This is a genomic window from Bradyrhizobium sp. 4, from assembly GCF_023100905.1.
Lineage (GTDB): Bacteria > Pseudomonadota > Alphaproteobacteria > Rhizobiales > Xanthobacteraceae > Bradyrhizobium.
Map to the genome: position 1 here is coordinate 1,720,098 of NZ_CP064686.1, position 11,910 is coordinate 1,732,007.

The following is an 11,910-nucleotide window of genomic DNA, read 5'->3' on the forward strand; positions in this document are numbered from 1 at the left end:
TCAGTACCGCCGCAAAATCTGATTGAACTTCGGATCGGTCCCCTGCGTCGCGTCCAGAAGCAGCGACTTGCCTTGCGGAGTGGCCTGCAGGTAGGCCGCGATCAGGAGCTGCTCGTAGCGAGAGCGGTTGACAAGCACCGCGCGAACGTCCGATTGCGCCAGCAGCTTGATCTCTTCGTCGGCTGCCGCCGCGCTCGAGGTGACGGTTTGGAGCCGCGCGAACGCGACGGCGATCGGCACTGCGCCGGCCAGATAAGACATCTTCACTGCGGGCGTCACCAGCTCACCCGATTGCGCCTTCAGCGTGCCGAGCGTGAGCCAAAGCGCGGGCCGGATGGGCGATACTTTCAGGGCCGCAACAACGGCATCCTGGGCCGCCTTGTTCTCGGTGGCCCTGCTGTTCGCATCGGCTGCAGGATGGTGAAGAAAGTCCGCGGCTTTGGCTGCCGCATAATTCGCCAGCAAGTCGCCGTCTAATGAAAGGGGCGCCAGAACGCCCGAAGCGGCTACGTTGACCTTCTCGGGCGGAAACTCGCCCAAGAACAAATCGCTCGCCCTAAAGTTCGACCGCGTGAGATCGCCGTAAAACCCCAATGCTGCGTAAAGCAGCAACATCACTGCGATGCAGGCGCCAATGATGCGAAGCAGGATCATGCGGCTCATGATGAATTTCGATGTCCGCGTGGAAGGGCGCGGGAGTTGGCCAGCAACTCTGCAAAAGTCCTAAATTGCGAGCAGACTATCGCCCTGGATTGTGAGCAAGGTCAAGTTGCCGGTCGCGTAAGCGCCGGTGTCGATATTGATCCGGTTCGAGCGGATATCCGGGACGCTGACCGGGGTATGGCCGTGGACGACATATTTGCCGAAGCGTCTTTCGGACTCGAGGAATTCCTCGCGGATCCAGAGCAGATCCTCCTCCTTCTGGCGTTCCAGAGCTACGCCTGGCTTGACGCCGGCGTGCACAAAGAAGAAGTCGCCACACGCGAAGGACGGGCGGAGTTGCTGAAGAAACGAAAGATGCTCCGGCGGAAGCGCCTGCCTCAACCCTTCGATCAGCTCAATCTGCTGCTCCGGCGTCGGATTCATCGTCGGGTTGATGCCGTAGGAAACAAGGGTCAGCAAACCTCCATAGCGGCGCCATTCCTCCAGGCGTGCCGGGTCCTTGAGGACCTCGAGCAGGAACACCTCGTGATTGCCCTTGAGGCACACTGTCTCATGCGACTTCGAGCGCTCGATGAGGAGATCAATCACAGCGCGCGAGTCCGGGCCCCGGTCGACATAGTCGCCAAGAAAGACCTGAATCGCTCGTTCGGGAGCGGAACGTGCAAGGTCGGCGTCGATGACGGTTAAGAGCGACTGAAGCAGGTCGGCGCGTCCATGCACATCGCCGATGGCGTAGATCCTCACGCCGTCGGGAAGCCGAGGCTTGACGTTCTTACGAAAGCGCTTGGAAAGGCCCATCAGCTGGTCGAATCGGGTCTGGCGTCATGAATGGAGGGCATGATCGCTCATAGCAGAACAAGTTACGCATCGGTATTCTTAATTGTTTCTGACGAAGGCGCGGCGGTTTTGATTAAAGGATTGCTCGGCTTTTGAGCCGGATTTCAAGACGTCTCGCGTAGCGTTTCCCCAACAAGAAATGGGGAGCGCGACATGCGCAAGACTTTAAAGTTCCTGGCGATTGCCGCCGCTCTATTGGCTGGGTCGGCTCAACACAAGGCCGAGGCCGCCTTTGTCGGTGCGCCGTCGGCGTTGCGCGGCGCCATCCAGTACATCAAGTTCGACCAGCCGACCCTGGCGCCGATGGCATTCACGATCTTTTGCCTGAAGTACGAGGGCGAGTGTAAGCCGCGACCGCAGCAAATCGTGTTCAGGGGCGGACGTCTGAAGCTCACGGCCGAGCGCATGGCCCAGCTTCAGGAGGTCAATCGGCGGGTCAACAGCGCGATCCGACCCGAGCCCAATTTGGAGGGGCTGCGCGGCGAGAAGTGGCTGCTGCATCCCACCAGCGGCGACTGCAACGACTATGCCGTGACAAAACGCCACGATCTGATCGCCAAGGGCTTCCCGGCGCGATCGGTGTTGCTCAGCGAGGTCGTGACGACCTGGGGTGAGCATCATCTCGTGGTGGTGGTGCGCACGTTCTCCGGCGATCTCGTGCTGGATAACCTCACCGGGCACATCCTGCCGTGGTCGAAAAAGTCCTATCGGTGGGTCCGCATCCAAATGCCCAAGAACCCGACCTACTGGGCGTCACTCGCTGATCGCGACGTCTAACGACGAACGACTAATGGCCCGTGCCGCGTGCGGACTGGGTGATGCTTTGGGACAATCCGAGTCCCACGATCGTCGACAGACAAAGGATTGCTGCCGGATGCAGCAGTCCTGAACCAGCGAAGCTCTCAACCAGCGCGAAGACAAGGCAGGCCGCGGCCGCCGCAGGGAAGAACGAGTCGCGGCCGCGCTGCAAAGCCCCAAAAAACAAGCGTCCCAAAGCCAACATGCCCGCCAGCAGCGCGGCGGAAAAACCGATCCATCCGGTATCCGCGAAGATGGCAAAAGCCGTCGAGGGCGCCATCAAAGTCGCGCCGGAATCGCTTTGGTAGATCCTGCCAACGGCCGAAAAGGTGCCTGCGCCCGCACCGAACCATCTCGTGTCGGCCAACATTCGTTCAAGCGCGGCTCTGGTTTCGGCCCCCACATCGGGGACAAGCCGCAAAAGAATCGGCCCCGCATTCTTTTCGAACAAGAAGCTCAGGACAATCATCGCTCCGACCAGCGCGGCTAAGGACAGCGCGCCTGCGGCCAACGGCGATAAGTCGATCCTTCGAATGACAAGGATCAGGAAGATCAAGACGAGGCCAAAGGCCGCGGCGATCGCGCTGTTCGTCCCCGACAAGCCAAAAACCGCAACCGCGCTGGCCAGAGCGCCCACAAGGCCGCAAAGGCCGATGGTGACCGAACGAACGAGCGAGTGGCGCGTTTCGGCCCGCTCGGCGGCCAGCTGCATGACGGCTAGATTAAGCATGACGCCAAGACCGGCCATCGTTGTCGCCAGGTCGGAAGGAACGGCGGTTGCAAGGGCGAGCGAGACCGGACGCAAATCCAAGGTCAGAGCCGACACCGCTGTTACTCCGCTCAGCACGAACAGCACCAGTTCGGCACGGCTGCGGTCACGGACCACGAGGATTGTCAGGCTGAGCAAGGAGATCGCTGTAAGGGCCTGAAACAGCGCATTCAGGGTGAGGCCGAGATCCGCCGTCACTGGCCCAAGCGACAGGCCACCCAGAGCATCGTGGCTGCTCGCCCAGATGGGATGCGCCCAACTCAGCCATAGCGGCGCCAGCTGGGCTGCGATGCAAAGGGGGATGCCGATCAGGACCCAACGGCCCCAGACCGTGGCACGCAAATAGTGCTCGTAGTCGGCCTTTCGTGCGCTAAAGACCGCTGCAAATAGCCCCAAGGCCGTAGCCGTCATCCCGAGCTGAACGCCGAATTTGGCGCCGGCAATTTCGAGAGCGGATGCAGAAACAAGGCAAACGATGAGGGCAAAATAAGCGAAGGACAAACGTGCGCCTGGAAGGAATCCTGAAAGGGTCAGGCCACCATACAAGCCGGAGGCGAGTTTTCAAACAGAGCTCTGCAGCCAACGCAGCTCCGAGCCCAACCCCACATCAACGAAGCGTCGCCTGCGGGGATCAGGCGGACTCTTGATGCGCCACAGAGGTCATCGGGCGGTCTTGAGCGGACGGGCAAACACGCGGGCGGCACGACCGGCGGCGAGAGCAAAGCGGGCGGCCGAGCCGAAGAGATAACCGGCCTGGAGCGCGATGGACGCGAGCAAGACGCCCTTCAGGCCGTCAAGGAAGCCCAGATTGGCTATCCAGCCGACCGGGATCGCGGCGAGCAGCATGACGAAGGTCAGCGGCAAGAGCACCAGGACGCGAAAGCGTTGGCCCAGAACTGCGCCTACCAGAAAGCTGAAGATCAAAAACTCGGTCATCCGAAACACTCCGTGCTCCGGACCTTAGGTTCCCCACCCTAAAAAGACCCTTAAGTCGTATGGCTAAATTTTGTCTATTGGCCGCAACTGGCCGCCAGAGAATTATAGGCTTCGCGCAGCCCGTTCAGCGCCACCACGCCTTTGATTTCGCTGTCGCTTTCCTTCACCACCACAGAAAGCGAGGGCGTTGTCTGCCACTTACCGGCGGCAAAGGCGGAGACCTCGTCCGGCAGAAGGACGGCAGCGCCGCCCGCCGCCATGCTGGCCTCCACCGTCACGGCGCCTCCTGTGGCGGAGGCGAGCGTGACCTTGGGGTGGCTTTTGGGCGGGAAGGGGCGGATCAGGGCCACCAGCACGTCGATCTTGCCCTTGGGCGCGCATCGGACGATCAGGCCGGCGAACTCCGGGTCGGACTGCATCGTCTCGGCTGTCTTGGAGATGGAAGCGAAGCTCTCACCCTCTTTGGGGCCTTGGGTGCGGGCGAACTTCCAGACTGAGGACGCACCCGCCACCTGAAGCGGGCAGGCCGTCCGGGGCGGCGTGAGCAACCCGCCCGCGCAATGGCCAGGATGGGAGCCGGGATCCCGCGCCAGAGGGGATGAGAGCAGCGCTAGCAAAGCAACGACCGAAATCGACACGTCGGTATCCATGAAATGGCTCGAGACAATCCTACTAGCAGAGAGGGACCGCGCCAGCTTGGCTTTTGAGCCGCCGCCCTCGCGGGCAGATTGCCTCCTCACCGGGCACACGGATTACAACAAACAGTCACAATGGGTTAACAGGGGCGCTGAATCGTGGCCCCCACGCAACAGTGGCCGACTCATTGGGCCGGTTCCGGCCGGTTGCACCTGGGAACTCTTGTCGCACTGCCCACTAAGCCGTACCAATCGGAGGTAATTGGGGACTCAGGGGCCATTCATGTATTCCTTTGCCAAGACCTATGTATTCAAGCCGGCGCTTCTGGCGGTCGCTTTGGCTCTCGGAGCCTGTGCAACCAATCCCGGTTCGGGACCTTTAACGGATGACGTTAACAACAAGATCCAGACGGACAATGCGCCCGCCTATGAGCTGGTGCCGCTCAATCCGGCTACGGTGAAGATCCTGCACACCCATGAGCCCAAGGGGCTTGCGGGCGTGTTCACCGATCGACGTCCGCCGGCCAGCATCGTGTTCGGCATCGGCGACGTCGTCAGCGTGACGATCTTCGAAGCCGCGGCAGGCGGTCTGTTTATCCCGGCGGAAGCCGGCGTGCGTCCGGGCAACTTCGTCACCATGCCCGACCAGTCCGTCGACAATGACGGGTTCATCACGGTTCCTTATGCTGGCCAGATCAAGGCAGCGGGTCGTACGGCGGTGGAAATCCAGCGCTCGATCATCGAGAAGATCGGTAACCGCGCTATTGAGCCGCAGGCGATCGTTGCAATGTCCTCGCAGCGGACCCAGCTCATCAGCGTTCTTGGCGAGGTCAATGCGCCGGCCCGTTATCCGGCGAGTGCCGCGGGTGCCAAGGACAAGGTGCTTGACGCGATCACCCGCGCTGGCGGCATCAAGGGCCAGGGCTTCGAGACCTGGGTCATGCTGGAGCGTGGCGGACGGCGCGCAACCGTTCCGTTCGAGAATCTGGTGATGTCGCCTGAGAACAATATCTATGTTCGTCCGGACGACAGCGTCTATGTCTATCGCGAGCAGCAGAAGTTCCTGGCGTTCGGTGCCAGCGGCCAGAGCGGCGAGTTCAACTTCGACGCATGGCGCATCAACCTCGGCGAGGCCGTCGGCAAGGCCGGTGGTCTTTTGGATGGCCAAGCGGATCCGGCTGCAGTGTATCTGTATCGCCGCGAGCCGCGTGAGGTTGCTGCCCAGCTTGGCATCGACGTCAGCAAGTACACCTCTGAGACTGTCCCGGTCATCTTCAACGTGAACTTCCGCGATCCGGGTGGCTTCTTCCTGGCCACCAAGGTCATGATGAAGAATGGCGACGTGCTCTATGTCTCGAATTCTCGCAACGTCGAAACTGCCAAGTTCCTGCAGTTCCTGCGAGTGATCATGGCGACCGGCAGCGATGCGGTGAACCTGTCGAACGACGCCCTGATCTTCCGCAACAACATCAAGCTGGCGCCGTAAGGCGGGGCCAACCTGATCCACGAAACGATGGCACCGGGGCTTTGTCCCGGTGCCATTTTCGTTTAGCAATCAAGGCGACGCAGTTCGGGTTATGGATCAAGGCACCACTGAGCAAGGCGTGCCGATCATCGGTCACCCCGCAGTGTTGCGAGGGGCGTCATGCGCTTTCGACGACGAGCATTCTGGTGTTTTCTGACCCTCATCATCGGGGGTCCTGTTTTGCTCGAGCAGGCTGCCGCTGCGGCGGGGGAGTTCGGAGTACGCCACCGGATCGATGTCGTGGTCTCTGCCGAGCCCGACGCGCCGATCTTTCAGCGCCTTCGGGGTGCCAAGGGGGAAGTTTCATTCACAGTGCGCCTGTCGGCGAATTCCAAGGAGAGCCGCTTCTTCGGAATGCTGCACCCCACATTCTCAGACATTGTTGTTCCCGACGGCGCGGGCAAACCTCTCGTCCCACAAACAAAGCTATGGGAGGAGGAGGTCTGCCATCAGCGGCGGGGCTTGCCCAAGGTGACGGTCACTCGACTCGCCGGGCATTTCGGCGAGGAGGGGGGGCGTATCGAGATATCCGGCATTAATCGCCACATAGGCAATCTGGTGCCACCCGACGAATTAACCCCTGGAATAAAGCTCGATCAGGGGAGTGATAACCTTGGGCTGTTCTATGGCTTCCGGGCGCAGACCCGGATCAGCCGCTTGAATGTGGATCTGAAGATCTATCCGATCGATTGCTTCCTCTAGAGCTAGAGCCAAAGGCCGGCTAACCGACGATGCGCTTTCCGCTTCCCCGTATAAGTTGGTCGTGGAGCTGGCCTGCGACCTTCATCCTGTTCTTCGTCGCTGCCGGCGCGCCGTTCCCGTTCGGCTCGACCAACGACCTCTCGATCGCGTTCTGGTGCCTGTGTCTGGGCCTCGCCCTGATAGTGGCGCCGACGCGCGACTTGCGCCGACCCCATTTCTGGATGATCGCGGGCATCGGGCTGATCGTGGCCGGATACGCCTTCGTGCTGCATGAACAGCTGTCCGATCATCCCTGGATCGCGCCGTTCAATCCGATCTGGAAGCAGGCGTCCGACCTCCTGGGTGTGCCGATTGCGCCGTCGGCGTCCATCGTCAAGAACGAGGCGTTCTTCGCATTGGGCGCGCCGCTCGCCAACATTCTGGCGATCCTCCTCGGCATCACCGTCGGTGCCGAGCGTGAGCGCGCCCGACGTCTGCTTTGGGTCATCGCCGTTTCCGGCAGCCTTTACGCGCTTTATGGCGTCGCTTCGTTCCTGATCGAGCCCACCATGATCCTGTGGCGGGACAAGACCGCCTATATGGGCAGCGTCACCGGCACCTTCATCAACCGCAACACGGCCGCGGCCTATTTCGGTTCCTGCGCGGTGATCTGGATGCTCTTGATCCTGGAGGATGTCCGGCGGCGCTTGCCGGAGCGGCACATCGAGTGGAAGCGCGTGTCGCGCGACGTGGCCGAGATCGCGCCGCGCCAGATCCTGCCGCATCTCGGAGCGCTTCTGATTTGCCTGATGGCGATGTTCATGACCGGCTCGCGCGCCGGCGTCAGCCTGTCGCTGCTCGCGATGATCGCCTCGTTCACCGTGTTCCTGCGCAAGGACCTGCCGCCGCGGACCGGAATCTGGATCTCGCTCGGCTCCGGCGTGGTGGTGGCGCTCGGCCTGATGCAGCTACTCGGCGGCCGCGTTTCCAGCCGGTTCGACAGCCAGGGCTTGGTCGACGAAGGCCGCATCGAGGCCTGGAAGTCCACGCTGAAGATCATCGCCGACAATCCCTGGTTCGGGACCGGCATGGGCACCTTCCAATGGGCCTTCCCGCCCTACCGCAGCCCCAACATCTCGATTCGCGGAATCTGGGATATCGCCCATTCCACGCCGCTGGAGCTTGCCTCCGACGTCGGCATCCCCATGGCGCTTTTGGTGGCGGCCGCATGGGCGGTCATGTTCGTCATTCTGGGCCGCGGCGTGTTCGCCCGGCGGCGGGACGCCATCATCCCGCTGGCGGCGGCGGCGACCGCGAGCCTGTCGCTGCTGCATTCCTGCCTGGACTTCACGCTCCAGATCCCCGGCTATTCCATTCCGTTCTTTGCGCTTTTCGGCGCCGGCCTGGCGCAATCGTTCCGCTCGAGCGAGCCGGCGCGGGCGCAAGGCGAGGCGATCGCCGCACCGGACGAGCAGGGCCGCCGGACGGAGCCTGCGCGAGGCCTGCGCCGCGCCCGCGAGCTTCACAAAAGTGTCTAGTTTTGAAGCAGTTGCGCCGTTTACGAAGTCTTTAGAATAAGTGGACAGCAGTTTGCTCTTCCGCTAGGTTCCGGCACTACACAGCCATTTGCCCGGGCCGAGACGTAAAGTGGGCAGCCGTTTTTTGGAGGTTTATTATGAGCGTTATCAAGATTGCGCTTCGCATGGCTGCGGCCGCGGCCCTTGCCGCGACGATTTCGAGCGCCGCAAGCGCCGCCGTCTATCCGCCGGCCCGCCAGCTGCCGGCCACGGTCATTTCCGAGTTCAAGGCCGCCCCCAACAGCCTGTTGCAGCAATATCCGACCGGCGGCCCGCAGCTGATCTCGCGCGTGCGCGATCTCGGCGCTTCCGATCCGACCACGCTCCCGGGCTTGACCGCGCTTCTGAAGGATCCCGCGACCACCAAGGACCAGATGCGCGCGATCGTCGGCGGCCTCGCCCAAGTGGCCCGCATGGCCGCGCAGGCCGACCAAGCCTATGCGAATGAGATCCAGGCCGCGATCGCCAACACCGGTAATGCCGACGTGATCGCCGCCTACCAAGCCGCGACCGGCGACGTCGCGATCGCCGCGACCGGCGGCGGCGCGGGCGGCGGTGGCTCCGGCGCAGGCGGGCCGACCGGTAATCCCGGCAACACCGGTGGAGCGAATAACGGTGCTCCCAGTTTCGGCGGTTTGCACTATGCGACGACTGTCAGCCCGAACGCTACCGCCGGCGTGGGCGGAACCACCAACGCCGCCAATCGCATCAGCACGCGCTGACCGTAATTGCCCGGAGGCTGTAAGCCTCCTGGCTGCCTTATTCGCGATCTAGTTAAAGCGGCGCTTCATCGCGCCGTTTTGCGTTTCACCCGTTAAGCCTTCGTGCAAAATGTCGGGCGAGACCCGCTTGGCGCTGCATCGCGCGCGTTCATTTGCAGGCGGGTTGTGTTAGTGTTGCGAGCAACGCGGGCTTTGGCATCCGGTTTGCTCCGGATGCAACCAGGCTTTGGCCAACATTGATTCCAAGAACACAGATCGATCCATTTTCAGGAATTGCTAGATGTTGCAGGTGAACAAGCCGACCTCGGAAATCAACCGACAGGCCCTCGAGATCGATAGCTCTCCCTTGCAAGGCTTGCCTGCCTACCTCGACATCGTTCGACGGCAGTTTCCAACGATGCTAGCGATTACGTCCGCATGCGTGATCCTTGCGTTGTTGTATCTTTTCACGGCTACTCCGAGATTTACGTCGATGACCTCGATGGTTATCGACACGCGCAAAGTGCAGTTGTTTCAACAACAGTCTGTACTTGGAGACATCGCGATTGACTCTGCGACGGTCCAAACCCAGCTCGAAATACTTAAATCGGAAAACATTGGTCTGGCGGTAATACGTGATCTCCGCTTGGTTGATGATCCTGAGTTCACCGGCGCCGGCTTCTTCGGTCGACTGTTCAATTCGATACCAGGGCTCTCCTCGACAGCGACGCCCGAATCCGAATTTACTCGGACGAGAAAGGCGCTGCTGTACTTCGAGACCAACCTCGACATTAAGCGGCTTGGGCAAACGTACGTGATGCAAATTGCGTTCACTTCCCGTGATCCGGTCAAGGCTGGCCGCATCGCAAACGCTGTTGCAGACGCTTATATCGTTGACCAGCTTGAGGCGAAATATCAGGCGACACGGCGCGCCAGCATCTGGTTGCAAGATCGGATCAAGGAATTGCGCACTCAGGCCTCCACGGCTCAGAAGGCTGTAGTGGATTTCAAGACCGCCAACAACATTGTTGATACCGGAGGTCGGCTGATAAATGAACAGCAGCTCATGGAGGTCAACAGTCAGCTAGTGATGGCTCACGCGGCAACTGCTGAGGCTAGAGCCCGGCTCGATCGCCTCAACGATATTCTCAAACAAGAGATCCCCGACGCTAACGTTGCCGACGCGCTGAAGAACGAAACCATAGTCAAACTGCGTGCGCAGTACGTCGATCTAGCCTCGAAGGAATCGATCTGGTCGACGAAGTATGGTTCGGATCACCTCGCTGCCGTGAACGTCCGCAGGCAGATGGCTGAAATTAAGAAGAACATCACGGACGAGCTGAAGCGCATTCAGGAATCCTACAAGAGCGATCACGATATTGCTGTCACTCGTGAAGAGAGCATCAAAACCAGTCTAAACAATGCCATCTCGGAGTCGCAACTTACGAGCAGGGCGCAGATCGAGCTCCGTGAGCTGGAAAGCAACGCTCAGTCCTATCAGGCGATGTACGATAGTTTCCTGCAGCGCTACATGGAATCGGTGCAGCAACAGTCGTTCCCGATCACCGAGGCGCGGGTGATCAGCGCGGCGACGACCCCTCTCGGCAAAAGCTACCCTAAGAGCCCGATTGTGCTTCTTTTGGCCCTGTTGGGAGGGATGTTCATTAGTGTTGGTGCGGCTGTAGCAAGGGAATTCGCTGACCGAGTGTTCAGGACTACCGCGCAGGTCGAGAACGTGCTTGGAGCAAATTGCATCGCAATACTCCCTATACTGGGTAGCCATGCAGGGGCCGCTAGCTTCCGCAATCCTTTCAGAAATATCATCAGCGCCGAGACTCCGCAGCCTGACATGCTGCGGTATGTTGTTGATCACCCGCTATCAAGGTTTTCCGAGGCGATACGCTCGGTCAAGGTTGCAGTCGACCTGAACTCGATCGTGCGCGAAAATCGCGTGTTAGCAGTAACCTCCACCCTTCCCAACGAAGGTAAGAGCACGGTATCGACGAATCTTGCCAAGCTTATGGCGCACAGCGGAATGCGCGTCATATTGGTCGATGCGGACCTCCGGAATCCGTCGCTTTCGCGAGCCCTTCTACCGGAAAGTAAGATAGGGCTGGTCGATCTCATTGGGCAGAAGGCCCGGCTTGAAGATGCCGTGAGTATCGATTCCGCGACTCAATTGTCGATCCTCCCGGCCGGATCGACATCCAAACTGCTTCACACCAACGAAGTTCTTGCTTCGAAGGCAATGTATGAGCTCATGAGCCTTCTGCGCTCCAAGTTCGACTATGTTGTCGTAGACTTGCCGCCGATGGCGCCCGTCGTTGATGTGCGAGTCACTTCTCCTTTCATTGACTCCTACGTCTTTGTTGTCGAATGGGGTAAAACAAAGATCGACGTGGTCCAGCACAATTTGCGCAATGCCCCAGAGATCCAGGAGAAGCTTCTGGGTGTGGTGTTGAACAAGGCTGACACAAAGTTGCTGGCTCGCTATGAGTCTTACCATGGGCGCTACTACTATCAGAAGTATTACGCTCGCTACGGATACGTAGAGTAGGGGAGGCGTTGCCTTCGCATTGTCATGGGCACGTTTGGACGTCTGTTGCTGGTTTGTTTTGGCGCGTCTGCCGCACTCTGGTCTTGGCTAACCATCCCGACGTTTAGCTCGATTGCGCCGGTCAAGGATATAGCCCCCCTCTTTGCCTCAAATTACCGATTCCGAATCGATACCTTGGCTCGATTGGCATCGCAGCTCGAGGACGCGGCTCATTCAATCGTTCTGCATCCG

General features: G+C 60.3%; 11 protein-coding genes. 6 read left to right on the forward strand and 5 right to left on the reverse strand.

Translation table 11 applies throughout. The annotated features are described in order from the left end of the window. Together IVB45_RS07900 and IVB45_RS07905 are read right to left on the reverse strand one after the other, a co-directional pair. Positions 1-663 carry a hypothetical protein gene (locus IVB45_RS07900; protein ID WP_247282669.1) on the reverse strand — a complete coding sequence of 221 codons (663 nt, stop codon included), beginning with the start codon at positions 661-663 and terminating at the stop codon, positions 1-3. 60 nt (positions 664-723) lie between these two features. Next, positions 724-1,461 carry a metallophosphoesterase family protein gene (locus IVB45_RS07905; RefSeq protein ID WP_018456113.1) on the reverse strand — a complete coding sequence of 246 codons (738 nt, stop codon included), beginning with the start codon at positions 1,459-1,461 and terminating at the stop codon, positions 724-726. Between the two features lie 192 nt (positions 1,462-1,653). On the opposite strand from IVB45_RS07905, the gene IVB45_RS07910 reads away from it, so the two are divergent. After that, the gene (locus IVB45_RS07910) at positions 1,654-2,277 is read left to right on the forward strand and encodes a transglutaminase-like cysteine peptidase (protein ID WP_085350024.1); all 624 of its coding nucleotides are present in this window, start codon (positions 1,654-1,656) and stop codon (positions 2,275-2,277) included. 10 nt (positions 2,278-2,287) lie between these two features. Here the strand turns inward: IVB45_RS07910 and IVB45_RS07915 are convergent, their stop codons facing one another. The 3 genes from IVB45_RS07915 to IVB45_RS07925 form a co-directional block, all read right to left on the reverse strand. Beyond that, entirely contained in the window at positions 2,288-3,568 is a 1,281-nt protein-coding gene (locus IVB45_RS07915) for a hypothetical protein (protein WP_247357159.1), read from the reverse strand. A gap of 159 nt (positions 3,569-3,727) precedes the next feature. Then, on the reverse strand, positions 3,728-4,003 hold the full coding sequence (locus IVB45_RS07920; RefSeq protein ID WP_247357158.1) for a hypothetical protein: 276 nt from the start codon (positions 4,001-4,003) through the stop codon (positions 3,728-3,730). A 74-nt stretch (positions 4,004-4,077) separates the two neighbouring features. Then, the gene (locus IVB45_RS07925; protein WP_247357157.1) at positions 4,078-4,653 is read right to left on the reverse strand and encodes a hypothetical protein; all 576 of its coding nucleotides are present in this window, start codon (positions 4,651-4,653) and stop codon (positions 4,078-4,080) included. A 268-nt stretch (positions 4,654-4,921) separates the two neighbouring features. Between IVB45_RS07925 and IVB45_RS07930 the strand changes: the two genes are divergently transcribed. The 5 genes from IVB45_RS07930 to IVB45_RS07950 all read left to right on the forward strand — a co-directional run bounded on the left by IVB45_RS07930 (position 4,922) and on the right by IVB45_RS07950 (position 11,679). Beyond that, positions 4,922-6,124, forward strand: a complete 1,203-nt coding sequence (locus IVB45_RS07930; protein ID WP_247357156.1) for a polysaccharide biosynthesis/export family protein — start codon at positions 4,922-4,924, stop codon at positions 6,122-6,124. Between the two features lie 159 nt (positions 6,125-6,283). Then, the gene (locus IVB45_RS07935; protein WP_247282675.1) at positions 6,284-6,865 is read left to right on the forward strand and encodes a hypothetical protein; all 582 of its coding nucleotides are present in this window, start codon (positions 6,284-6,286) and stop codon (positions 6,863-6,865) included. Between the two features lie 29 nt (positions 6,866-6,894). Continuing rightward, positions 6,895-8,382: an O-antigen ligase family protein gene (locus IVB45_RS07940; protein ID WP_247357155.1), complete on the forward strand. Its 1,488-nt coding sequence runs from the start codon at positions 6,895-6,897 to the stop codon at positions 8,380-8,382. 137 nt (positions 8,383-8,519) lie between these two features. Then, positions 8,520-9,143: a hypothetical protein gene (locus tag IVB45_RS07945; RefSeq protein ID WP_247357154.1), complete on the forward strand. Its 624-nt coding sequence runs from the start codon at positions 8,520-8,522 to the stop codon at positions 9,141-9,143. Positions 9,144-9,423: 280 nt separating this feature from the next. Beyond that, entirely contained in the window at positions 9,424-11,679 is a 2,256-nt protein-coding gene (locus tag IVB45_RS07950) for a polysaccharide biosynthesis tyrosine autokinase (protein WP_247357153.1), read from the forward strand. Positions 11,680-11,910 lie beyond the last annotated feature (231 nt).